Raw genomic sequence first — 24,141 nt, 5'->3', positions numbered from 1 at the left:
CCTTGGAGTATCAGGATCGCGGGGCCGAGCTGCGGGAGACTGTCCGGCAGCCCGGCCTCGTCTGGTGTTATCATCGGACGGAAGAGGGGGAGAGCAAGCTCCACGCCTCGGTTCCCCCATCGGACGCACCCTTTCGCTGGGTGCACCTCAACCTCTCGGACGTGCGCAGCCTGCGCTGGCTGGAGGGTGAGGCGAAACTGCCGCCGACCATCCATGCACTGATGCTCAAGCGCGACAGCCACCAGCGCTTCGCGATCGAGGGCGATACGGCGGGGCTGGTACTCCACGACTTCGAGCGCGGGCTGGACGCGGAGTCGTTCGCGCGGATCGCGGGGCTGCACGTCGCGCTCCAGCCGGGCATCCTGATCACAGGCCGCTACAAGCCGCTGCACAGCGCCGATATCTTCCGCGAGCGGCTGGAGGGCGGCCAAAATCCGGAGGACGCGACCGAGGCGCTCGCGCTCCTGCTCGACGTGCTCGCCGACAATCTCGCCACGCTGGCGCTCGATCTGTCGACCGAATTGCTCGACGCGGAAGAGCAATTGCTGGCCGAGGATATCGCGCCCGATACCCGCGACCTGATCGCCGCCCGCAGGCGGGCGGCGCAGCTCCACCGGATCACCGGCGGCTTCCGCGTGACGCTGCAGCGCATGGGCAATGCCGAGGATCTGCCGCCGCTGCTGGCGCCCGTCGCGCGCCAGTTCCAGCCGCGTCTGGCGGCGCTGGAGCAGGACATCGTCGCGGCGCAGAACCAGCTCAAGCTATTGCGCGACGAGCTCGACCTGCAGGCGGCGCAGCGGACCAACGACAACGTCTACCTGCTCTCGATCCTCACCGCGCTGATGATGCCGGCGACCTTGGTGACCGGCTTCTTCGGGATGAACACCGGCGGCCTTCCGTTCGCCCAGGGCGAGCACGGGACGTTGCTGGCGACATTCGTGGCGATCTTCTCCGCGCTGCTGAGCTGGATCCTGCTCCGCGCGATGGGGCTGGTGAAGGGGCGAGGGGGGTGATCCCTAAATCCTCCCCCGCCAGGGGGAGGGGGACCATGCGAAGCATGGTGGAGGGGGCGGGAGGCGGAGCTTCATTGGAGAGCCCCTCGTCGCCCTCCCCCTCCGTCGCCTTCGGCGCCACCTCCCCCTGTCGGGGGAGGATTTTGTCGGCTCAGAACGTCTCCGGTACGTACATCTCGCGCGGAACCGGGTGGCGTTCATAGTCCGCATGGCGCTTGCGCGGGGGCAAGACCACCTCGCTGTGCGGCACATCACCATAGGGAATCTGCTCAAGCAGATGGCTGATGCAGTTCAGCCGGGCCTTCTTCTTGTCGACCGCTTCCACCACCCACCACGGCGCCTCGGGAATGTGGGTGTTCTGGAGCATCGATTCCTTGGCGCGGGTATAATCCTCCCAGCGGGCACGGCTTTGCACGTCCATCGGCGACAGCTTCCACTGCTTCAGCGGATCCTGAATACGCGCCTGGAAGCGATACTGCTGCTCCTGATCGGTGATCGAGAACCAGTATTTGAGCAGGATGATGCCGGAACGGACCAGCATCCGCTCGAACTCGGGAACCGAGCGGAAGAACTCCTCCACATCGTCCTCGGAACAGAAGCCCATCACCCGCTCGACGCCGGCGCGGTTGTACCAGCTGCGATCGAACAGCACGATCTCGCCGGCGGAGGGCAGGTGCTGGACGTAGCGCTGGAAATACCATTGCGTCCGCTCACGCTCGTTGGGCGCGGGGAGGGCGGCGATCCGGCAGACGCGAGGGTTGAGGCGCTGGGTGATGCGCTTGATCGCGCCCCCTTTGCCGGCGCTGTCGCGACCTTCGAACAGGATGACGACCTTGAGGCCCTTGTGGACCACCCAGTCCTGCAGGCGGACCAGCTCGTGCTGGAGCCGGAACAGCTCGCGGAAATAGACCTTGCGATCGAAGCCGCGATACGAGGGATCGCCGTCCGCAAGGCCTTCGGCGATCTCGTCGAGCCGGTCGTCCTCGAGGCTCATCTCCAGCTCTTCGTCGAAATCGTCTGTGATCTCGGCCTTGAGGCGGTCTAAGTCAGATTGGGCGATGTCGGATTGGCTCGCTTCCATGGTCGGAAAGCTAGGCCCGCATCATTTCAGCCCCGTGACAGTGTTTCACTTGGCGGAGGCGTAACGGCTGGCTAGTGTGTTGCCCAAACCGGACACCAAAGGGGCAATCATGATCCGCAAAAGCCTTCTGCTCGCCGCCGCCACATGCTTCGCGCTCGGCGCCGCGCATGCCGCCGACACCAAGGGGCCGACCGACAAGACCGGCAAGAAGGCGGATCCCGCCGCCACGGCCGCGCCGGACAAGGGCGTGCTGTTCGCGCCCGAACAGGCCGACAGCGAAGGCAGCGTAACGGTCGGCGGCAAGGCCATTGCCTATCATGCGGTTGCCGGCACGATCGTCGTGCATCCCAAGGGCTGGGACGATACCGCCTGGCGCGAGAAATCGGACAGCGATCTCGGCGACAAGAAGAACGCGCAGGCCGAAGCCTCGATGTTCTACACCGCCTATTTCGCCAAGGGCGCACCGTCGGCCGATCGGCCGATCACCTTCCTCTACAATGGCGGCCCCGGTTCCTCGACCGTGTGGCTGCACATGGGCGCCTTCGGCCCGAAGCGGGTGGTGACCGCGGACGACAGCCATACGCCGGCCGCCCCCTATGCGCTGGTCAACAACGCCAACAGCCTGCTCGATGCCTCCGACCTCGTCTTCATCGACGCGCCGGGCACCGGTTTCAGCCGCATCGCCGGCAAGGACAAGGAGAAGGCCTTCTTCGGCATCGACGCCGACGCTTACGCCTTCGATCAGTTCATCAAGGCGTTCCTCACCAAATATGGCCGCTGGAACTCGCCCAAATATCTGTTCGGCGAAAGCTACGGCACGCCGCGATCGGCGGTGCTGATCAACGAGCTGACCACCGACGACAATATCGATTTCAACGGCGTCGTTCTGCTCTCGCAGATCCTCGATTTCAGCCTGTTCGCGGGGCTTCAGGGCGCCAATCCCGGCAATGTCGAGGGTTATGTGACGCAGCTGCCGACGATGGCCGCGACCGCCTGGTATCACAACAAGATCCCCGGCGGACGCCCGGCCGATCTCCAGGCTTATCTGAAGGATGTCGAGCATTTCGCGACCACCGAATATGCCTCGGCACTGGCTCAGGGCAGCGAGCTTGATCCTGCCGCCAAGCAGCAGATAGCGCAGAAACTGGCGAGCTACACCGGCCTGCCCGTCGGCTACATCCTGAAGTCGGACCTGCGCATCGACGGCCCGGCCTTCTCGAAGGAGTTGCAGGACGACGCCGGGCTGACCACCGGCCGCCTCGACACCCGTTTCTCGGGCGCGGACATGGACCCGTTGTCCAAGGATGCGGATTACGATCCGCAGTCAGCTGCGCTCAGCTCGGCCTATATCAGCGCGTTCAATTCCTACGTCCGCAAGGATCTGCATTTCGGGCAGGACGAGGTGTTCAAGCCGAGCATCGACGTGTTCGGCCCGTGGGACTGGAGCCACGCCACGCCCGGCGCCCCGGCACTCAAGATGGTCGGTACCAGCGTGATGCCCGATCTCGCGCAGGCCATGAAGTATAACCCGCAGCTCAAGGTGATGTCGGCGGGCGGCTATTACGACCTCGCAACGCCTTATTATCAGGGCTGGTATGAGATGCATCACCTGCCGATCCCGGCGGAGCTGCAGAAGAATATCGAGTTCCACTATTACGAGTCCGGCCACATGGTCTACGCACATGCGGATTCGGCGCGGAAGCTGCACGACGACGTGGCGAGCTTCATCCGGCGGACCGACAATATCAGTCGTTGATTGAAACGGATCGGGCGCCGATATGGCGTCCGATCCGTACAACAACGATGAGGGTGTCAGAATGAACGTGATCGAGGAGAGCGCCGGCACGCTGAGCGGCATCGAGCAACTGCGCGCCCTGAAGGCAGCGGGGCGCAGGCCGCCGATCGCCGACACGCTGGATTTCGATCTGGCGGAGATCGAGAAGGGGCGGGTGGTGTTTGCCGGCGTGCCGGGCGCCAATGCACTCAATCCGATCGGCAGCATCCACGGGGGCTATGCGGCCACGCTGCTGGACAGCGCCTGCGGCTGCGCGGCGCATACTATGCTGTCCTCGACGCAGGGCTATACGACGCTGGAACTGAAGGTGTCGTACCACCGCGCGCTGAAGCCCGGCGGAGAGCCGGTGCGGGCCGAGGGCGTCGTGCTCAGCATCGGACGGCGCACTGCCTTCGTCGAGGCGAAGCTGGTGGATGGGCAGGGCAAGCTCTGCGCGTCGGCGACATCCACGCTGCTGGTGTTCGATCTGCCGAGCTGACGGGGTGGCGAGGGGAGGGGTTAGCCTCTAGGGCGTCGCCATGACGCCAGCCGCCGACACATTCGATGCGATCATCCTTGGCGCGGGAGGAGCGGGGCTGATGGCCGCGCTCACCGCGGGCCAACGCGGCCGGCGCGTGCTGGTGATCGATCATGCCGAGGCGCCGGGGAAGAAGATCCTGATCTCAGGCGGAGGGCGCTGCAACTTCACCAATCTGGGAGCAGGACCGGCGAACTATATCTCCGCCAATCCGCATTTCATGAAGTCCGCGCTCGGCCGCTACACTCCCGCCGATTTCATCGCGCTCGTAGAAACGCACGGCATCGCCTGGCATGAGAAGACGCTCGGCCAGCTTTTCTGCGACGGATCGGCCAAGCAGATCGTCACGATGCTGCTGGACGAATGCGCGAAGGGTGGGGTCGCCAGCCATTGCGGGGAACCGATCCGGGATCTGAGCCACGCCGATGGGCGCTTCATGGTGACCTATGGCCGGGCACAGGCGAGTGCGCCGCAGTTGGTGATCGCGACGGGAGGACCCTCCATCCCCAAGATCGGCGCGACCAGCTTCGCCTACGATCTGGCCAAGCGCTTCGGCCTCAAGCTGGTCGAGCCACGCCCCGCGCTGGTGCCGCTGACGCTGGGGCCGGACGAGGCGCTGTTCCGCGAGCTTTCGGGCGTCGCGGCCGAGGTCGTCGCGCGCGCTGGCAAGACGGCGTTCCGTGAAGCAGCGTTGTTCACCCATCGCGGCCTGTCCGGGCCGGCGATCCTTCAAATCTCATCCTTCTGGCGGCATGGCGAGAGCATCGGAATCGACTTCCTGCCCGATCAGCCCACCGGCTGGTTACGCGACGCCAAGAGGGCGCGGCCGAGGGCGGGGGCGCGATCGGTACTCGGCGCCCTGCTGCCCGACCGGCTCGCCGAGGCGCTGGCCGAGAGGCTGGTGCTGGCCGGTGAACTCGCCAACCTGCCCGACAGGGCACTGGAAGCGGCCGAGCGCCGGCTTGCCGACTGGCGCTTCACGCCGAGCGGAACCGAAGGTTTCGCCAAGGCCGAGGTGACGGTGGGCGGCATCGCCACCGCCGGCCTCTCCTCACAGACGATGGAGGCGAGGGCGGTGCCCGGCCTCTACGCGATCGGCGAGGCAGTGGACGTCACGGGCTGGCTCGGCGGATACAATTTCCAATGGGCATGGGCGAGCGGCTGGGCCTGCGGGCAGGCGCTCTGATCGGGCGGCAGCCCTAGTCTTTCGGATGCAGCGTCGGATCGGGCGCCTCGTCGCCGATGATCCCTTCCGCTCCCGTCGGCACGCCGTTGATCCACTGTACCTGCTGTGGCGTGGTGCCCAGTTCGATGCCGGCCTTGGGCAATTCGGACAGCAGCCGGAACCAGATGTCGCTGCGGGTGCCGTAGACCGCGCGCGGCGAGTTGACGAAGGCGAAACCGTTGAAGTTGATCCGCCCGTCCGCGATGCTGTCGATGAACAGACTCGGCTTGGGATCGTCGAGCACCGCGCCCTGCCGCTCGTATATGTCCATGACCATACGCTGCACCTCGTCGACATCGGAGCCGAGCGGCACGGAGAATTGCAGCTGGATCCGTCCGAGCGGATCGGCCAGCGTCTTGTTGACGATGCTCTTGGTGATCAGCTCGGAATTGGGGACGATCAGCGTCGAACGATCGGCAATCTGAATCTCGGTGGCGCGCACGCTGATCCGTTTCACGTCGCCCTCCTGATCGCCGATCCGTACCCAGTCGCCAATCTTCACCGGCCGTTCGGCGAGCAGGATCAGGCCCGATACGAAATTCTGCGTAATCGCCTGCAGGCCGAAACCGATGCCGACCGACAGCGCCGAGAGGAGGAGGGCGATCCTCTCGATCCCGATGCCGAGCGAGGCCAGCGCCCACAGCACGGCGAGGATCAGCCCGGTATAGCGCGCCACCATCGCGATCGAGTTGCGCGCACCGGCATCCAGCTCGGTCGCGGGCAGATAGCGGTTCACCAGCCATTTCTGGATACCGCGCACCACGAACAGGCCGGCCGCCAGTACCGCGGCCGCGCGCAGGATCGCGCCGGGGGAGATCGTCACCTGACCGATCGTCACGCCCTGCGCGATCGTGGCGATCTGGCTGAAGAGACTTGGTACGTCGGATCCGAACGGGCGGGATACCATTCCGATAGCGAGCAGGATCAGCAGCAGCCGCAGCAGCGCCGACAGGGTGACGCCGAACTGGTCGACCAGGCTGCGCCGCACGCCAAAACCGTGATGGAAGGCGTTGGCCACCCGGCCGTCGCGATCGAAGACGGTGGTGCAGATATCGTCGACGGCGACCAGGAGCAGGTAGAGCGTCGCCGCCACCACCGCCATCCAGATCACGAACCGCGCCAGGAAATAGGAGAAGGCGACATAGCCGGTCAGCAGCGAGATCGCGGACAGGATCAGCACGCCCCACGCGGCAAGCGACAGGAACGCCATGATCGATTGATCGCCGCGGTCCTCGTCGGCCTCGCGGATCAGCTGCGCACGGGCTCTGGCGCCACTGAGCAGGATGCCCAGCACCAAGCCGATATACAGGAGGGCGGTCACCGCATCGACGGCGGCCTGCGCGGGGCCGCTCGCCCCCATGCCGTCGCGCACCGCAACCAGCAGCACGCTCAGCATCGTGACCGCCGACGCCGCGAACGTCAGCGGGCGGAGCCGGTGCGCGGTTTCGTCCGTGATACCGATCAGTCGCCATGACGGCTGACGACGCTGGAGCAGGGCGCCCCCCAGGGCGGAGATCAGCGCCGCGATCAGGCTCGCAATCTCGAAGTGGGTCGCCAGCGCATCCCAGGTCTGCGCGATCATGCCGCCGGCGCGCAGGCCGGTGATGAGCGACACCGCCGCCAGAGCCGGCACCAGCGTTCCGACGATGGTCAGCCACAAGGCAAGGCCCGACCTGCGGATGCGACTGCCGGGAACCCGTTCGATGACATAACGCCGTCCGGCGCTGCGAAGTGCCAACCGTGCCGGGCCGATCAGACCCAGACCGAGTACCAGCCCAAGGAGCGCGGCGGGCACCCCGCCGGTTTTCGTCCCCTGCACGATCGCATCGCCCTCGGCCGCGAAGAAGGCGGACAGGCGACGTATATCGCGCGGCAGGTAGCGGATCAGCGGTCCCCAGAACTGGCGGCCGAGCGGCGATGCGACCCGTTCCGACATCTTCTCGGAAAAGGCGTCCGCCTGGGTCTGGCCGATCTCCGTGGCCAGCTGGTCCGCCTCGGTGCCGAGCAGCTTGCCCCGCTTGATCGCGGAGCCGATCATCGACTGTTGTTGTGTCAGCAGCTTGCGCTGCGCGGTGATGTCCGGCGTTTCGCCCGGCGCGACCGGGCCGAGCTGCGCCGCCCGCGCATCGACGAGCTGAAGCTGGTCCTGCAGCGTGCTTACCTGATCGGCCGCGCTTTGCTTCACGGCGGCGGCGCGATCCTTCATTGTATCCGCCTGACTCGACGTCGCACGCTCGTTGAACGCAGAGTCGATGGACTGATAATCGGCGGACGCCTGGTCGAGCGCCTTGATCGACGCGATGATCGGATCGACGTCCTGCGCGGCGGCGGGCGCCGCCAGCAAGACGAGACACAGCAGGAGCAGACGGCGCAGCATCCGCGCTTCCTAACGCCTCCGAAACGCCGGGGACAGCCTTTGCGGATGCTTTTGCGCGGAGGCCGCGATAAGCAGGGAAGATCCCGATCCTCCACTCCGGATCGGTCCATGTTTTACATAATGTATATTATCGGACTGACCAATGAGCCATGATACAGCCCCATACTCTAGTCCCCTCAAGGCCCCCTCGCAGCCCCCCGTGGCGGAAAACCGGGATTCTCCCGGTGGCGCGATCGAGCGCCTCGCGGGCATCATGGCGAAACTGCGCGATCCCGAGACCGGATGTCCGTGGGATGTCGAGCAGGATTTCTCGACCATCGCGCCGTACACGATCGAGGAAGCGCATGAGGTCGCCGACGCGATCGCACGTAACGACATGGCGGACCTCAAGGGCGAACTCGGCGATCTCCAGCTGCAGGTCGTCTTCCATGCGCGGATAGCCGAGGAAGCCGGCCACTTCGCGCTCGCCGACGTGATCGAGAGCATTTCGGACAAGATGGTCCGCCGCCACCCGCACGTCTTCGGCGATACCGAGCGCAGCGACGGTACGGCTGCGCAAATCGGCTGGGAACAGATCAAGGCCGAGGAACGGGCGAGCCGCGAAGAGACGGGCGCGCTGGCCGGCGTGGCGCTTGGCCTTCCCGCTTTGATGCGCGCGGAGAAACTGCAGAAGCGAGCCGCGCGTACCGGCTTCGACTGGCCCGATGAGGACGGCCCACGGGCCAAGGTGATCGAGGAACTGGACGAGATCGCTTCGGCGCCGGACGAGGTCGCGCGGGCCGAAGAATTTGGCGACCTGCTGTTCGCGCTGGTCAACTGGGGTCGCCATATGAAGATCGATCCGGAAGCAGCTCTGCGCGCGGCAAATTCCAAGTTCGAACGACGGTTTGCAGCGATGGAGGCGGAGGCGGGCGACGCCTTTGCCGGCTTGAGCCTCGATGACAAGGAAGCGCTCTGGCAGGCGGCCAAGGCGCGGGGGCTGTAGGATCGCTGGACACACTTATCCCCTAGAATCAGGGCTGGAAGGCGGCCGGCGCCCCGCGCGTGCCTCGTGCATCGCGGGGGTTTGCGGGGTTCTTTTCCCGCGAGGGCCTATCGTCCCTTTTCCTCGGCATTGATCGCCGGGGTGGGAACTATCCCGGTTGGGGCGGACGCAGGATGGACACCCCGTTGGCACGGGAGCGGCGGGCCTGCGCTGGCCTGGTTGACGGTGGGTTTGCGGGAATCCACCCGGATGCCCGGCGCGCCGGCCGCTGGAAGCTCGGATGCGGACACTATCCGCCCCGGCTTTCACTTCCGTCACGTCGCACCATGATCAGGGATGCGGGTGACGGTTGTGACGTATAACCTAAATGGTTATATTTGTCAAGCGGATTGACGCCCCGCGCTACGAGCGGGCAGAAGCGGCCATGGCCGAACCTGACGATTCCCCCATTCCCCTTCCCCGCCGCCCCGCGCATGAGACCGAGGCACAGCGGCGTGGGCTGCTGTTCGTGATCTCCTCGCCCTCAGGCGCGGGCAAGTCGACCATCTCGCGCAAGCTGATCGAGGCGGACGGGCAGATATCCATGTCCGTCTCCGCGACGACGCGGCCGATGCGGCCCGGCGAGGTGGACGGAAGGGACTATCATTTCGTCGACGTGCCCGAGTTCAAGCGGATGGTGGCGGACGACGAATTTCTCGAATGGGCGCACGTCTTCGATCATCGCTACGGCACGCCGCGCGGGCCGGTCGAGCAGATGCTTCACGATGGCCGCGACGTGCTGTTCGATATCGACTGGCAGGGCGCGCAGCAGCTCTACCAGCAGGCGGCCGGCGACGTCGTGCGCGTGTTCATCCTGCCGCCCTCTATGGAGGAGCTGGACCGCCGCCTGCGCTCGCGCGGTACCGACGCCAAGGAGGTGATCGATCGCCGGATGGAGCGATCGGTGTCCGAGATCGGCCACTGGGATGGCTACGACTACGTGCTGGTCAATGACGATGTGGAGCGCTGCTTCGCGCAGGTCCGGCTGATCCTGCGCGCGGAACGGCTGCGACGGCACCGGCAGCTGGGGCTGATCGGCTTCACCCGGAAATTGATGCGGGGTTAGGTCCGCCCCAAGGCGTTCAGCAATTTCCCTTGGGATCCATTCGATCCGAGATATTTGTGGGCAGCGGTGGCGTCAGGCTGGGCCAGCTTTGCGGCTTCCGCAAGGCGCTCAAGGCCGGGCCTCGAAGCGCGCCCAATCCACGTCGCTGATCCGCACGTCCAGGCTCACCATCTCGCCGGTCGCATCGCTCGCAAGCACCTCGCCATGCTGGTGGAGCCAGGCGATCGCGGCACCGTCGCTCGCCGGCAGGCGGACGGTGCGGACGCGGGCGCCCCGGCTCAGGCGATCGGAGACGAAGCGGCGCAGGTCGTCCACCCCCTCCCCGGTCAGCGCCGAGAGCACCACCGCGTCGTCGCGACGCGCGGCCTCGGCGCGGAGCACGGCCGCTGCCTCGGGATCCAGCGCGTCCACCTTGTTCCACGCCTCGATCATAGGCACGCTGCCCTCCTCGTCCGTGGCGCCGATCTCGGCCAGCACGCGCGCGACATCCTCGGCCTGCGCCTCGCTGTCAGGGTGCGACATGTCGCGGACGTGGACGATGATGTCGGCGGTGGTGACCTCCTCCAGCGTGGCGCGGAAGGCGGCGACGAGTTGGGTCGGCAGATCGGAGACGAAGCCCACCGTGTCGGACAGGATCGCCTTGTCGAGCCCCGGCAGGCGGATCTGCCGCATGGTCGGATCGAGCGTCGCGAAGAGGAGGTCCTTCGCCATGACGTCAGCACCCGTCATCCGATTGAAAAGCGTGGATTTCCCTGCGTTGGTATAGCCGACCAGCGCGACCACGGGCCATGGCGCCCGACGCCTCCGGTCGCGGTGCAGGCCGCGCGTGCGGCTGACCTGTTCCAGCTCCCTGCGCAGCTTCGCCATGCGATCCCGGATCATCCGGCGGTCGGCTTCGATCTGCGTTTCGCCGGGGCCGCCGAGGAAGCCGAAGCCACCGCGCTGGCGTTCGAGGTGGGTCCACGACCGCACCAGCCGACCCGCCTGATAGTCGAGGTGGGCAAGCTCGACCTGCAACCGGCCCTCGGCCGTCGCCGCGCGCTCGCCGAAGATTTCGAGGATCAGTCCGGTGCGATCGATCACCTTGGCCTCGATCGCCTTCTCCAGATTGCGCTGCTGGATCGGGGTGACGGCGGCATCGACCACCACCAGCTCGGCCTCGGCCATGCGCGCGGCTTCGGCCAGCGCCTCGACCTGGCCGGAGCCGAGCAGAGTCGCTGCCTTGGGCTGGCGCAGGCGAAAGGCTAGCTTCTCGACGACGTCGAGCCCGATCGCGCCGGCGAGGCCTGCCGCCTCCTCCAGTCGTGCCTCAGCGGTGCGGTTGTGCGGGCCGATTTCGGGGAGCGCGACGATCGCGCGCCCTCCGCGTACGATGCCGTCCCTGTCCTCGCGGCCGAATCCGCTCAATCGTCCTCCTCGTCGTCCACACCGGAGAGATTCACCGGATGGAGCGGCTGGACGGTCGAAATGGCGTGCTTGTAGACAAGCTGGCTCTGGCCGTCACGGCGCAGCAGCAGGCAGAACAGGTCATAGGCCGCGACGTCGCCCTGCAGCATCACGCCGTTGACGAGGAACATCGTCACCGGATCGCCCGATGCCTTTACGGCATTCAGGAAAATCTCCTGCAGCAGCACGCTGCGCTTGGTCTCGGCAAAGGCCTTCTCGATCGGCGCGAGGTCGATCGGATGGGCGGGCATCACGGTGGAGATGGCGTGCTTGTAGATCAGCTGCGACTGGCCGTCGCGGCGGAGCAGCACGGAGAAATTGTCGAACCAGGTGATGATGCCCTGCAATTTCACGCCCTTGACGAGGAACATCGTCACCGGCGTCTTCGACTTGCGCAGGGCATTCAGGAACATGTCCTGAAGATTGTTCGGTTTTTCAGACACGGTTTTCTTCTCTCCGGTCTTCTTGGCGGGTGCTTTCCCGCGGGTGGTCTTTGCCTTGGCCTCAGGTGCCAACGTTTGCGCGGGCGCCTCCGGCTCGGACACCACCTCCGGCTCGGGGGGCGGTGCGGAGAATTTAGGGGCCAGTTTCTTGCGCGGCAAGCGGGCGGGCTTTCCGGCCTCGACCTCGACAGCGCCCGTTTCATCAGCGCCAGGTTCAACAGCGGGAGTCTCTTCCGGGCTCATTCGCGCTTATTCCTTCATTCTCGTCAGCTATGTTCTTGGACACGGACGCTCGACGATTGCCGATTCCGCACCTGCGAACATGTAGGCCCGAGGGCGCGCGCGCACAACGGGCTTATGGGCTTACTCCTCGCCATCCTTCATATCCACCAGCCCCAGTGACTTGAGCTTCCTGTGGAGAGCGGATCGTTCCATGCCGATAAACGTCGCGGTGCGCGAGATGTTGCCCGAAAAACGGCGGATCTGGACGCGGAGATATTCGCGCTCGAACGTCTCGCGCGCCTCGCGCAGCGGCGTGCCCATGATCGACTTGGCGGCGTTGCCCGGTGCCAGTTGCTGCTGATCGGACACGACTTCGGACGGCAGCATGTCGGCATCGATGCGGCCAAGCCGGTCGCCGGGCGCCATGATCAGGGTCCGCTCCACGATGTTGCGAAGCTGGCGGACATTGCCCGGCCAGTCATAGGCCTGCAACGCTGCCAGCGCCTCCGCCGACACCTCGGGCGTCGCCACTCGCCGCTCCGCCGCGTAGCGCGCGGCGAAGTGCTGGACGAGCGCCGGGATGTCTTCGCGGCGTTCGGCCAGTGCCGGAAGATTCACCGGTACGACATTGAGACGATAGAATAAATCCTCGCGGAATCGGCGTGCATCGATCTCGTCCTGAAGGTTGCGCGCGGTTGCCGACACGACGCGGACATCCACCTTCACCATCTGCGTGCCGCCGACGCGGGTGAAGCTCTGGTCGGTCAGCACGCGCAGGATGCGGGCCTGGGTGGTGAGCGGCATGTCGGCGATCTCGTCGAGAAACAGCGTGCCGCCATGCGCCTGTTCGAGCAGGCCGGGGCGCTGGACGTCACCGCCCTCCTCCACGCCGAACAATTCCTCCTCAACGCGTTCGGGCGTCATCCTCGCGGCCGACACCACCACGAACGGTGCGCGCGTCCGGGTCGACCAGCTGTGGAGCAGGCGCGCCGCGACTTCCTTGCCGACACCGGCCGGACCGGTGATCAGCACACGGCTGCCGGTCGCCGCCACGCGCTTCAGCGTCGCGCGGACCTGATTGATTGCCGCCGACTGGCCGTTCAGTTCCTCGTCCTGCCCGACCTGCGCGCGCAGAGTGGCATTTTCGCGCCGCAGTCTTTCGGTCTCGGTCGCGCGCGCGACGAGCAGGAGCAACCGCTCGGCCTCGAACGGCTTCTCGATGAAATCGGTCGCGCCCCGGCGGATTGCGGCGACGGCGGTATCGAGATTGCCGTGGCCGGAGATCACCAGCACCGGGATCGAGGCATCGCGGCGCTTGATCTCATCGAGCAGGTCCAGCCCGTCGAGCTTCGATCCCTGCAGCCACACGTCAAGCAGCACGAGACTCGGACGGCGTTCGCGGATCGCCGCCAGCGCATCGTCGCTGTTTGCGGCGGTGCGGGCGCCGTAGCCTTCGTCCTCCAGCACACCCGCGACGAGTTCGCGGATATCCTGCTCATCGTCGACGATCAAAACGTCCAATGCCATATCAGCCGGCCTTCATGCGCGTGAGTTCGGGGCGGGTTTCGTCCCCGGAGCCGCCGTCTTCGGGCGGCATGGCGTCGCTTCCCAGCGATGCCAGCGTATCGGTATCGAGCAGGATCGAGACGACGGTGCCGCCGCCCGGCCGATCGGTGAAGCCGATCGTGCCGAAATGCTCCTCGACGATCTTCTTGACGATGGCGAGGCCCAGGCCTGTGCCCTTGGCCCGCGTCGTCATATAAGGTTCGGTCAGCCGCTCGCGCTCGGCGGGCAGGCCGATACCGGTGTCGCTGACCTGGATGGCGAGGCGGTTCTCGCCCGCGCGGATCACCATCTCGATCGCGCCGCTCACCGGCTCGCCCTCTTCATGTTTCTCGACAATGGCTTCCGATGCATTCTTCACGATGTTCGTGAGCGCCTGCCCGAGCAGGCGGCGATCGCACACCAGCATCGGAGAGGGATCGGGCGCGTCGAGCGAGAAGCGGATCGCGGGGTGCGCGACTTCGTGGAGGAACAGGGCCTGCCGCGCGATCTCGACGATCGGCTCGGCGCGGAACACCGGCTTGGGCACGCGCGCGAAGGAGCTGAACTCGTCGACCATGCGGCGCATGTCGCCGACCTGGCGGACGATCGTCTGGGTCAACCGCTCGAACGTGGTGTCGTCGGCGGGCACATCCTTGCCATAGCGGCGCTGGAGCCGTTCTGCGGCGAGCTGGATCGGGGTGAGCGGATTCTTGATCTCGTGCGCAATGCGGCGCGCGACGTCGGACCAGGCGGCGCGACGCTGATCGAGCAGCTGCTGGGTGATGTCGTCGAAGGTCAGGACGTGGCCGCCGTCGGAGGGCACCAGTGTCACTGCGAGCGTCCGCATTTCGCCCGCCGAAGCGATCTGGACGATCGATTCGCGTTGCCCTTCGCCGATCAGCCGGTCCAGCTCGGGCGACAGTTCGGACAGCGGGCGACCGATCGTCCCTTCCTCGTCGGTGCGGAGCATCCGGTCGGCCGACTGGTTGGACAGGCGGATGCGGCGGTCGCCATCGACCGAGATCACGCCCGCGCTGACGCCCGACAGCACCGCCTCGGTCAGCGCACGGCGCTGGTCGATCTGGGCGTTGGCGGTGACGAGCGCGCCGGTCTGCTCCTCGATCCTGCGGGTCATGCGGTTGAAAGCGGTGGCCAGGGCGCCGACCTCGTCACGGCGGACGGCCGGCGGCACGCGGACGGTGAGATCGCCCAGCGTGATCCGCCGCGCCGCGCCGACCAGATCGGTGATCGGCCGGGTAATGCGGTTCGCGACCGTGAAGGCGATCCAGATCGCTGCCGCCACGATCAGCAGCGACGCGCCGAGCAGCAGAGCGTTAAACCGCAGCTGGAGAGTCCGTGAGCGATTGAGAAGGCTGGTATAGTCGCCCAGCGCCGATCGCGCCTTGGTCGCCTGCGCGACGACGAGCGGATCAATCCGACGCGAGGCGTAAAGATAGAGATGCGCCTTGGGATCGATAAGTAGACGAGCCTCGATCCTGTCCGAGGTCACGTCCGTCTTCGGTTTGCCGTCACCCAGAGCCGCGATCTCCGCCTTCGGCAGCATAGTGACCGCGTTGCGCGTCGAATTGGGATTGGCGACGAGCAGGATATGCGGCGTGCCATCACTTCCGACACTCAGCAAAGCCAACTCGCTGAGCTGCCGCCCAACCCATTGTTCGACCATGAAAGCAGGCACGCGCGGATCGTCCAGAGTCGTGATGTCGGACAGCGCGTTACGGAAATCGATGGCCATCGGTTGCATATTGCGGCCAAGGTTGTCCTGATATTCGCGGACATAGGCTTGCGCCACGCGATCCGAACTTTCCAGCACAGTGCGCGCGCTGTCTCCGAACCAGAAGGTTGCGTTATACTGGAATAGCAGGGAGGCGAAGATCACCACCAGCAGCGTCGGCACCGCTGCCACGGCGGAAAAGATCGCGACGAGGCGGACGTGGAGGCGACCGCCGGCAGACCCCGCCACGCGCTGGAGCGCGATCCGCCGCGCGATCAGCACGAGCACGCCCATCCACGGCACGAGGTTCGCCACCAGCAGCAGGGCGACGAGCGGCGGCGTCAGCAGGGTCTCGGGCGATCCCGCCTGCGAGATATAGGCCCAGCTCCCCGCCGAGATGGCCAAAGCGGCGATTCCGGTGAGAATCTCGACCGCCATCATCAGCGCGCCGCGCCGCTGCAAGACGGCAAAACGACGGCGCCAGCGGGGCCGCCGGTCTACAGATGTCGAGGAGGTGGGGGCTTGCGCCGCGTCCATCGTGGCTGTTCTACCACGCAGCGTTGCCGATACAACACATATCGGCCCTGCCGGGGTTAAGGATGTGTCATGTGACCCAAGGTTCGGCGCTTTCGTCATCGCGAGCACCGCGAAGCGATTTGCTGGCCGCATCGGATCGCCACGCCGCTTCGCGTCTCTCGATGACCAAGATACGAGACGCTATCCCCGCCGCGCCGCTGTCGGGTCGATGCCCCGCTCCGTCAGCTTCTTGCGCAGCGTGTTGCGGTTGATGCCGAGCAGGCGCGCGGCGCGGATCTGGTTGCCCTTGGCGGCGCTCATCGCGATGCGCAGCAGCGGCGGCTCGATCTCGGCGAGCAGGCGTTCGTAGAGGCCGTCCGGCGGCAGATCGCGGCCGAAACCGGCGAAATAACGCGCCAGGTGCAGTTCCACCGATCCGGCCAGCCCGCCATCACCCTCCATCGCGGGCGCGGCTTCGGCGGCGGCGCTGCCGAGTTGCACATCGACCGCCGGCCCGCCGATCCGCTCCTCGCGGACCAGCACGGCCAAGCGGCGCATCAGGTTCTCCAGCTCGCGCACGTTGCCCGGCCAGCCGTGGCGGACGAGTCGCTGCACCGCCGCCTCGTCGAGCGACTTTCTCGGCAGGCCGTCGGCAGCGGCGCGATCGAGGAAGTGGCGGGCCAGCTCGCCGACATCCTCGATCCGCTGGCGGAGCGCGGGGAGCCGGATCGGCACGACGTTGAGGCGGTAATAGAGATCCTCCCGAAAGCCGCCCTCTGCGACCAGCCGCTCGATCTCCTTGTTGGTGGCCGCGATCACGCGGACATCGGCCTTGATGTGGCGCGCGCCGCCAACGGTGGTGAACTCGCCTTCCTGCAGCACGCGCAGCAGCCGGGTCTGCGCCTCCAGAGGCATGTCGCCGATCTCGTCGAGGAACAGTGTACCGCCCGCCGCCTGCTCGAACCGGCCGGCGGTGCGCTGGGCGGCGCCGGTGAAGGCGCCGCGCTCGTGGCCAAACAGTTCGCTCTCGATCAGCTCGCGCGGGATCGCGGCCATGTTGACCGGGACGAACGGCTTGGAACCACGCTGCCCCAGCTCGTGGATCGCGCGGGCGACCAGTTCCTTGCCGGTGCCGCTCTCGCCGAGAATCAGCACGGTGAGGTCGTTCGAGACCACGCGCGCGATCGTGCGATAGACCGCCTGCATTGCCGGAGAGCGACCTATCAGGGGGAGGTCGTGGCGTTCGCTCTCGCCCTCGTCATTGGCTGCGACGCGGTTGGCGAGCGCGCCCGAGACGGCGCGGCCCAGTTCCTCCAGGTCGAAGGGCTTGGGCAGATAGTCGAACGCCCCCTGCTCGGTCGCGCGCACTGCCGTCGCCAGGGTGTTGCGCGCCGACAGCACGATCACCGGCAGGCCGGGGTATCGGTTCAGGATCTCGGGCACCAGTTCCAGTCCGTCGCCGTCGGGGAGCATGACGTCGGTGACCAGCACGTCGGGCGCGAAACTGCTCAGCGAACGGCGCATGTCGGCAACCGATCCCGCGGTCTCGACGACATGCCCTGCGCGACGCAGCGCCTCGCGCACCACGGTGCGGATCGCGGCATCGTCGTCGACGACGAGGATACGGCCGGATACTGAACTCATGACGTCACTTTCCCAGGGCAGGTGCGCGGGGGAGCAGGAGGCGGAAGACGGTCCGCTCCGGATGGCCCTCACGCGCATATTCCACGATGCCGCCCATTTCCCCCACCAGCTTGTCGACCAGCGCGAGGCCGATGCCGCTGCCCGAAGGCTTGGAGGTGACGAACGGATCGAACAGATGCTCGGCGATAGCGACGGGCGCGCCGGGTCCGTCGTCGATCACGCACAGCTCGATCGGCAATGCGACACGCTGGCCACCGCCGAGGCTCGCGACCGAGACGCCGTGGCGATAGGCCGTGGTGAGCGTAATCAGCCCGCCCTCCCCGGTCGCTTCGGCGGCGTTCTTGAGAAGATTGAGCACCACCTGCACCAGCGCGTCGCGATTGCCGAGCACGTCCGGTAGCGAGGGATCGTACAGCTCGCGGATCGTGCGCCCCGCCGCGAAGCCGGCGCGCGCGAGATCGCGGGCGTGGCCCAGCACGACATGGATGTTGAGCGGCTCCAGCGGACGGGGCCGCGTGTCCGACAGGCCTTCCATCCGATCGATCAGCCGGGCGATGCGATCGACCTCGCCCCGGATCAGGCCGGTCAGCTCAGCCTGCTCGGGCGGGGCGCCGCTTTCGAGCAACTGGGCGGCACCACGGATGCCGGACAGCGGGTTCTTGATCTCATGCGCCAGCAGCGAAGCCGCCGCCGCCGCCGGAAGCCCGCGACTGCTCTGCTCGCCGCGACGCGCCGACAAATCGTGATGCGCGCGGCCATGGATCATCAGGATGCGCCAGCCCGGCCGATCGGGCAGCGGCGCGACCATGATGTCGGCGCGGTAGTGGCGACCGCCCGGCATCACCATGTCGGTATCGTAGGCGGCGACCGGCTGATCCGGCGCGATCGAGGTCATCGGGTGGCCGGTCATCTCCTCGACCGTACGGCCGACGACGACGCTGCGCGCGAGATTGAGCAGCGCTTCGGCCGGCGGATTGCAATCCTGCACCACGCCCTGCCCGTCGATCACCAGCATGGCAGTCGGCAGCGCGGCGAAGAGCTCCGCCGGCGATGGCTCCCCCGCTTCTTCCGCCCCCCGGCGAAAGCGGATCAGGCGGCTGCCCGGCAGCGCCATGGAGCGTAGAATTCATCGAGCATGCGCAGCACCTGCTTCGCGTCCGGCACCTGGTTTACGGTGTTGCGGAACTCGGCCGAGCCGTGCAGCCCCTTAGTGTACCAGCCGAGATGCTTGCGCGCCATGTTGACGCCGGTCTCGATGCCATAATGCGCGAGCATCATCTCGTAATGCTCGACGATCACGGCATATTGTTCGTCGAACGACGGATCGTCCAGCCGCTCGCCGGTCTGCAGGTAGCGCATCGTCTGGCCGAGCAGCCACGGCCGGCCATAGGCGCCGCGCCCGATCATCACGCCGTCCGCGCCGGACTGGCGCAACGCCTCCTCGGCATCGTCGACCGTGCAGATGTCGCCATTGGCGATCACCGGGATCGAAACGGCTTCCTTTACCCGGCGGATAAAGGCCCAGTCCGCCGTGCCCTTGTAGAGCTGGTTGCGGGTGCGCCCGTGGACCGTCACCATCTTGCAGCCGAGATCCTCGGCAATGCGGGCGAGTTCGGGCGCGTTGAGGCTGTCATGATCCCAGCCCATCCGCATCTTGAGCGTGACAGGGACGGACACCGCCTTGACCGTCGCCTCGATCAACGCGGTGGCGAGCGGCACGTCGCGCATCAGCGCCGATCCGGCATCGCCGTTCACCACCTTGCGCACCGGGCAGCCCATGTTGATGTCGATGATCGCGGCACCGCGATCCTCGTTGAGCTTCGCCGCCTCGCCCATCTCCTTGGGGCTGCAGCCGACCAGCTGCATCGAAACCGGCTCCTCGATCGGATCCCACGCCGCCTTCTGGATCGACTGGCGGGTCTCGCGGATCGCCGCCTGCGAAGCGATCATCTCGGTGACGTTCAGGCCTGATCCATAGCGGCGCACCATCTTGCGGAACGGCAGGTCCGACACGCCCGTCATTGGCGCCAGGATCACCGGCGTGTCGATGGTGACGGGGCCGATCTGGATCGGCCTGAGGAGCGGCTGACGCATGGTATCCACAAAATGCCTGAAAAAGAGGCAGCCGCCTACCCCGAAACCGGCTGGCGGGCAAGCGCGGCCTCCGCTAATCGCCCCGACTTATGGATAAGAACAGGACGGTCGCGCTGATCGTGGCGGCGGGCAGCGGCTCGCGCATGGGCGGGGGCATCCCCAAGCAATATCGCAAGGTCGCGGGCGTGCCGGTGATCGCGCGCGCGGTCGATGCGCTGGCGTCGCATCCGGCGATCGACGCGGTGCACGTGGTGATCGGCGCAGGCCAGGAAGCCCAGCTGTCCGAGGCGCTGGGCGAGCGCGTGGCGACATCCTCATCCGGCGGGGCGACACGGCGCGAGTCGGTGCGTGCCGGGCTGGAAGCGATCGGCGATGCCGGGCGGGTTCTGATCCACGATGCGGCAAGGCCCTTCCTGCCCCCCGCCGTGATCGATCGGCTGCTGGCGGCGCTGGAGGACAAGGCCGGCGCCATCCCGACCCTCTCCATGGTTGATACTCTGGTGCGCGCCGACGGCGGCGTGCTGGGCGACAACGTGCCGCGCGAGGGGCTGGCGCGGGTGCAGACCCCACAGGCGTTCCGCTTCGATACAATCCTCGCCGCGCATCGCGACTGGTCGGGCGACGCCGAACCCACCGACGACGCGCAGGTCGCGCGTGCGGCCGGCCACACAGTCCTTGCTGTCCCCGGAGACATCATGCTCGAAAAGCTCACCCACGAGGCCGATTTCGCCGCCGCCGAGGCGCGATTGGGTGCGATCATGACGTCACGCGTCGGCATGGGCTACGACGTGCACGCCTTCGCGGAAGGCGATCACATCATGCTATGCGGCCTGAAGATCCCGCATAGCCACAAGCTCGCCGGCCACAGCGACGCGGATGTCGGCCTCCACGCCATCACCGATGCGCTGCTTGGCACCATCGCGGACGGCGATATCGGCAGCCACTTCCCGCCGAGTGACGCTCGCTGGAAGGGCGCCGACTCGGGCGCCTTCCTCCAGCACGCCGCGAGCCTCGTCTCGGCACGGGGCGGGATCATCGATCATGTCGACCTGACCATCATCTGTGAGGCACCCAAAATCGGTCCGCACCGCCAGGCTATGCGAGAGCGGATTGCTGAGTTGCTGGCCTTGTCGATCAACCGGGTGAGCGTGAAGGCGACCACGACGGAACAACTGGGCTTCACCGGGCGTCGCGAGGGCATGGCGGCACAGGCCGTGGCAAGCGTAAGGTTGCCCGTGGAATGAAACGACTCGCCCTTCCGATCGCCGCCACCGCCCTGATCGCCGGGCAGGTTCAGGCGGAGCGCCCGGTCTGCATCCCGCATCACGACATGCGCACGCTGATCCGCCTCGCGCTGCCGGATGCGGTCGAGGCGCTTGCGACGCGTTGCAAGCCCGCTTTGCCGCGCGACGCCTTCCTGCCGAACGAGGGTGTCGGCCTCGCCAACCGCTATCGCGCCGAGGCGCCGGTCGATCCGGCGGCGGCGCGGCAAGCTATTCAGGAGGCGACCGGCCAGAACCTCGCTGGTTTCGCCTCCGACGACACGATCACCGGCCTCGCCAGGCAGTTCGTCGATCAGCAGATCGAGGATCATGTCCCGCTGAAGGACTGCGAGAATATCGATTCGATGGTCGAACTGGCCGGGAATCTCAGGGCCGACGGGATGACCGAGGCGATCCTGCTGGCGTTGGAGCTGGCCGGGCCGGGCCGCGTGAAGGGGCTTGCGGTCTGCCCGCCGAAGGGCGAAGGGGCCGAACCATGACCGATTCCAATCTTCCTTCGCAACTGATCGAGGCGGCGCGCCGCGTGATCGAGGAGAACCGCGCGGCGGGCCTGCGCATCGCGGTGGCCGAAAGCTGCACCGGCGGCCTCGTCTCCGCCGCGCTGACCGAGATCGCCGGCTGTTCGGACGTGTTCGAGGCGGGCCTCGTCACCTATGCCAACGACGCCAAGATGAACATGCTGGGCGTCGCATCCGACGTGCTGGAGACGTTCGGCGCGGTCTCGGTGGCGACCGCCTGGGCGATGGCGCAGGGCGCGATCCAGAAGACCAACGCCGATATCGGCGTGGCGATCACCGGCATCGCAGGCCCCGGCGGCGGTTCGGAGAAGAAGCCGGTGGGCACCGTGGTGTTCGCGCGCGCGTCGCGTTCGGGCGATCCGGACGACGTCGTGGCGGATCGTCGCGAGTTCGGCGATCTCGGCCGCGCCGCGATCCGGCTGCAGGCCGCCTTGTGCGCGCTGGAACTGCTGCTCCCCTCGCCCCCGCCCGGCGTGGGCGAGGCGCTGACGCCTCAGGCGCCGACCCCGGCCCCGTAAAGCTGGGCGGCGCGGGTTTCGAACGCGCCGATCATCTTGCGCAGGGCCTTGTCGAAGACCTGGCCCGCCAGCATCTCGAAGATACGGGACTTGAACGCGAAGTCGACCATGAAGTCGACGTGGGTGCCCCCCTGCCCGTCCGGCCGGAATCCCCATTCGTTGTGGAGATAGGCGAGCGGGCCGTCGATATACTCGACATGGATCCGGCTCGCGCGCTCCTTCGTCACCTTCGAGGTGAAGCGCTCCGACAGGCTCTTGAAGCCGACGACGAGATCCGCGACCATCTCGGTCTCGCTGTCCGACCGGACGCGCACCGCCGCGACCCACGGCAGGAACTCGCCATAGCGCGCCACGTCCGCGACCAGATCGAACATCTGATCGGGGCTATAGGGCAAGTGGCGAGTTTCGGTGTGCTTGGGCATTGATCGTCTAACGGAGTGGCCGGGTCAGGCCCGCACCTTCCCCAGCTTCGCCTCACGCGCCTCGCGCAGCTTCGCGAAATCATCGCCGGCATGGTAGCTCGAACGCGTCAGCGGCGAGGCGGCGACCAGCAGGAAGCCCTTGGCGCGCGCAATCGCCGCATAGGCGCTGAAGGCCTGCGGCGTGGTGAACTCCTCCACCTTGGCGTGGCGCGGGGTGGGCTGAAGATACTGGCCCATCGTCAGGAAATCGATGTCGGCGGAGCGCATGTCGTCCATCACCTGATGGACCTCCAGCCGCTGCTCACCCAGGCCCGTCATCAGGCCGGACTTGGTGAAGATCGACGGATCGTGCTTCTTCACGCTCTCCAGCAGGCGCAGCGAGGCATAATAGCGCGCACCGGGCCGGATCGTCGGATAGAGCCTCGGCACCGTCTCGAGATTGTGATTGTAGACGTCGGGCCGCGCCGCGACGATCTTCTCGACCGCACTCTCAGCCTTGTTGCGGAAATCAGGGGTGAGAATCTCGATCGTGGTGCTGGGCGTCGTGCGGCGCAGCGCCTCGATCACCTTGACGAACTGCGAGGCGCCGCCGTCCGGCAGGTCGTCGCGATCGACCGAGGTGATGACGATATGTTCCAGGCCCAGTTCGGCGGCGGCATCGGCGGTGTGCTGCGGCTCGAACGGATCGACCGCGCGGGGCATGCCGGTCTTCACGTTGCAGAAGGCACAGGCCCGCGTGCAGGTGTCGCCCAGGATCATCACCGTCGCGTGCTTCTTGGTCCAGCACTCGCCGATGTTCGGGCAGGCGGCCTCTTCGCACACGGTGGCGAGATTGAGCCGGCGCATCAGCGCCTTCGTCTCCGAAAAGCCCACGGAGGTGGGCGCTTTCACCCGGATCCAGTCCGGCTTGCGGATGCGGGGCGGGCGGGCTTCCTGCAACGGTTCGGTCATGTCCGCGCAGATAGCGATTGCGGGGCGGTCTTGCCAGCCCCGCCGCGCACTCCTAGTCAAACGGCCATGTCCAGCTTCGATGATCTCCTCGCCGGCTATCGCCGCTTCCGCAACGACGGCTGGAAGGCGCAGCGCGATCGCTGGTCCGATCTGGCCGAAGGACAGTCGCCCGACACGCTCGTCATCGCCTGTTCGGACAGTCGGGTGGACCCGGCGCAGATCTTCGATGTGGCGCCCGGTACGATCTTCGTCGTCCGCAACGTCGCCAACCTCGTGCCGCCCTACGAGCCCGACGCGAGCCGCCACGGCGTCTCCGCCGCGCTGGAATTCGCCGTGACCCAGCTCAAGGTGCCAGAGATCATCGTGCTCGGCCACGAATTCTGCGGCGGCTGCAAGGCGGCGCTGACCCAGGCATTCGCGGGCAAGGCGCCGGGGGAAGGCGGCTTCGTCGGTCACTGGGTCGATATGCTGGACGAGGCGCGCGCGCACGTCGTCGCGCATCATGGCGAAGGCGACGACGCCCAGCGCATCATGGAGCGCGAGGCGGTGAAGGTCAGTCTCGCCAACCTGCGCACCTTCCCTTTCGTCACGGCGGCCGAGGCGGCAGGCACGCTGACGCTGCGCGGCGCATGGTTCGGCATCCGCGAGGGCCAGCTCCAGCTGCTCGACGAGACCGGCGGGGCATTCAAGCCGGCCTGACGGCGCGATT

21 protein-coding genes are annotated in these 24,141 nt (G+C 66.8%); 10 read left to right on the top strand and 11 right to left on the bottom strand.

Annotated features, from left to right (window positions below; translation table 11 throughout):
- Positions 1–2 precede the first annotated feature (2 nt).
- Positions 3–1,013: a CorA family divalent cation transporter gene (locus tag QGN17_RS04930; protein WP_281043387.1), complete on the top strand. Its 1,011-nt coding sequence runs from the start codon at positions 3–5 to the stop codon at positions 1,011–1,013.
- 151 nt (positions 1,014–1,164) lie between these two features.
- Here QGN17_RS04930 and ppk2 read toward each other — a convergent pair whose 3' ends face one another.
- On the bottom strand, positions 1,165–2,094 hold the full coding sequence (ppk2, locus tag QGN17_RS04925) for a polyphosphate kinase 2 (RefSeq protein ID WP_281043386.1): 930 nt from the start codon (positions 2,092–2,094) through the stop codon (positions 1,165–1,167).
- A 109-nt stretch (positions 2,095–2,203) separates the two neighbouring features.
- Between ppk2 and QGN17_RS04920 the strand changes: the two genes are divergently transcribed.
- The 3 genes from QGN17_RS04920 to QGN17_RS04910 are packed head-to-tail and all read left to right on the top strand — an operon-like array spanning position 2,204 to position 5,592.
- A complete protein-coding gene (locus tag QGN17_RS04920; RefSeq protein ID WP_281043385.1) occupies positions 2,204–3,850 on the top strand; it encodes a S10 family peptidase in 1,647 nt (548 codons plus the stop codon).
- 22 nt (positions 3,851–3,872) lie between these two features.
- A complete protein-coding gene (locus QGN17_RS04915) occupies positions 3,873–4,367 on the top strand; it encodes a PaaI family thioesterase (protein WP_281043384.1) in 495 nt (164 codons plus the stop codon).
- A 40-nt stretch (positions 4,368–4,407) separates the two neighbouring features.
- Entirely contained in the window at positions 4,408–5,592 is a 1,185-nt protein-coding gene (locus tag QGN17_RS04910; RefSeq protein ID WP_281043383.1) for a BaiN/RdsA family NAD(P)/FAD-dependent oxidoreductase, read from the top strand.
- Positions 5,593–5,605: 13 nt separating this feature from the next.
- Here QGN17_RS04910 and QGN17_RS04905 read toward each other — a convergent pair whose 3' ends face one another.
- The gene (locus QGN17_RS04905; protein ID WP_281043382.1) at positions 5,606–8,008 is read right to left on the bottom strand and encodes a DUF3772 domain-containing protein; all 2,403 of its coding nucleotides are present in this window, start codon (positions 8,006–8,008) and stop codon (positions 5,606–5,608) included.
- Between the two features lie 199 nt (positions 8,009–8,207).
- Here QGN17_RS04905 and mazG point away from each other — a divergent pair, with 199 nt between their 5' ends.
- Together mazG and gmk are read left to right on the top strand one after the other, a co-directional pair.
- Positions 8,208–8,993: a nucleoside triphosphate pyrophosphohydrolase gene (gene mazG, locus QGN17_RS04900; RefSeq protein ID WP_281043381.1), complete on the top strand. Its 786-nt coding sequence runs from the start codon at positions 8,208–8,210 to the stop codon at positions 8,991–8,993.
- A 424-nt stretch (positions 8,994–9,417) separates the two neighbouring features.
- Positions 9,418–10,098, top strand: a complete 681-nt coding sequence (gmk, locus tag QGN17_RS04895) for a guanylate kinase (protein WP_281043380.1) — start codon at positions 9,418–9,420, stop codon at positions 10,096–10,098.
- 108 nt (positions 10,099–10,206) lie between these two features.
- Here gmk and hflX read toward each other — a convergent pair whose 3' ends face one another.
- From hflX to dusB, 7 genes are all read right to left on the bottom strand, one after another.
- On the bottom strand, positions 10,207–11,505 hold the full coding sequence (gene hflX / locus QGN17_RS04890; RefSeq protein ID WP_281043379.1) for a GTPase HflX: 1,299 nt from the start codon (positions 11,503–11,505) through the stop codon (positions 10,207–10,209).
- Positions 11,502–11,987, bottom strand: a complete 486-nt coding sequence (gene hfq, locus QGN17_RS04885; RefSeq protein ID WP_281043378.1) for an RNA chaperone Hfq — start codon at positions 11,985–11,987, stop codon at positions 11,502–11,504. The genes hflX and hfq overlap by 4 nt, the downstream gene beginning before the upstream one ends.
- A gap of 363 nt (positions 11,988–12,350) precedes the next feature.
- Entirely contained in the window at positions 12,351–13,736 is a 1,386-nt protein-coding gene (gene ntrX / locus QGN17_RS04880; RefSeq protein ID WP_281043377.1) for a nitrogen assimilation response regulator NtrX, read from the bottom strand.
- Position 13,737: 1 nt separating this feature from the next.
- Positions 13,738–16,023, bottom strand: a complete 2,286-nt coding sequence (locus QGN17_RS04875; RefSeq protein ID WP_390902633.1) for a sensor histidine kinase NtrY-like — start codon at positions 16,021–16,023, stop codon at positions 13,738–13,740.
- A gap of 180 nt (positions 16,024–16,203) precedes the next feature.
- On the bottom strand, positions 16,204–17,646 hold the full coding sequence (gene ntrC, locus QGN17_RS04870) for a nitrogen regulation protein NR(I) (RefSeq protein ID WP_281043375.1): 1,443 nt from the start codon (positions 17,644–17,646) through the stop codon (positions 16,204–16,206).
- 4 nt (positions 17,647–17,650) lie between these two features.
- Positions 17,651–18,760 (bottom strand): two-component system sensor histidine kinase NtrB, encoded by a 1,110-nt coding sequence (locus tag QGN17_RS04865; RefSeq protein ID WP_281043374.1) that lies wholly within the window; start codon positions 18,758–18,760, stop codon positions 17,651–17,653.
- Positions 18,736–19,740, bottom strand: coding sequence for a tRNA dihydrouridine synthase DusB (gene dusB, locus QGN17_RS04860; RefSeq protein WP_281043373.1), 1,005 nt, complete (start codon positions 19,738–19,740; stop codon positions 18,736–18,738). The genes QGN17_RS04865 and dusB overlap by 25 nt, the downstream gene beginning before the upstream one ends.
- 89 nt (positions 19,741–19,829) lie before the next feature.
- Between dusB and QGN17_RS04855 the strand changes: the two genes are divergently transcribed.
- From QGN17_RS04855 to QGN17_RS04845, 3 genes are read left to right on the top strand one after another with little or no spacing between them, the layout of a single operon-like run.
- Positions 19,830–20,984, top strand: a complete 1,155-nt coding sequence (locus tag QGN17_RS04855) for a bifunctional 2-C-methyl-D-erythritol 4-phosphate cytidylyltransferase/2-C-methyl-D-erythritol 2,4-cyclodiphosphate synthase (protein WP_281043372.1) — start codon at positions 19,830–19,832, stop codon at positions 20,982–20,984.
- Positions 20,981–21,502, top strand: a complete 522-nt coding sequence (locus tag QGN17_RS04850) for a hypothetical protein (RefSeq protein ID WP_022690488.1) — start codon at positions 20,981–20,983, stop codon at positions 21,500–21,502. The genes QGN17_RS04855 and QGN17_RS04850 overlap by 4 nt, the downstream gene beginning before the upstream one ends.
- A complete protein-coding gene (locus QGN17_RS04845) occupies positions 21,499–22,059 on the top strand; it encodes a CinA family protein (protein WP_281043371.1) in 561 nt (186 codons plus the stop codon). Before QGN17_RS04850 ends, QGN17_RS04845 begins: the two co-directional genes overlap by 4 nt.
- On the opposite strand, the gene QGN17_RS04840 is transcribed toward QGN17_RS04845, so the two are convergent.
- Together QGN17_RS04840 and lipA are read right to left on the bottom strand one after the other, a co-directional pair.
- Entirely contained in the window at positions 22,035–22,481 is a 447-nt protein-coding gene (locus QGN17_RS04840) for a type II toxin-antitoxin system RatA family toxin (protein WP_281043370.1), read from the bottom strand. The two genes, QGN17_RS04845 and QGN17_RS04840, sit on opposite strands and share 25 nt — an antisense overlap.
- A gap of 24 nt (positions 22,482–22,505) precedes the next feature.
- Positions 22,506–23,432: a lipoyl synthase gene (lipA, locus tag QGN17_RS04835; RefSeq protein WP_281043369.1), complete on the bottom strand. Its 927-nt coding sequence runs from the start codon at positions 23,430–23,432 to the stop codon at positions 22,506–22,508.
- A 66-nt stretch (positions 23,433–23,498) separates the two neighbouring features.
- Between lipA and QGN17_RS04830 the strand changes: the two genes are divergently transcribed.
- Positions 23,499–24,131, top strand: coding sequence for a carbonic anhydrase (locus QGN17_RS04830; RefSeq protein ID WP_281043368.1), 633 nt, complete (start codon positions 23,499–23,501; stop codon positions 24,129–24,131).
- Positions 24,132–24,141 lie beyond the last annotated feature (10 nt).

Origin of the sequence: Sphingomonas oryzagri (assembly GCF_029906645.1) — a bacterium.
In the GTDB taxonomy this organism is placed as follows: Bacteria; Pseudomonadota; Alphaproteobacteria; order Sphingomonadales; family Sphingomonadaceae; genus Solisphingomonas; species Solisphingomonas oryzagri.
Note: the sequence above shows the minus strand (reverse complement) of the source record. Positions and strands in the feature narration are given on the sequence as shown.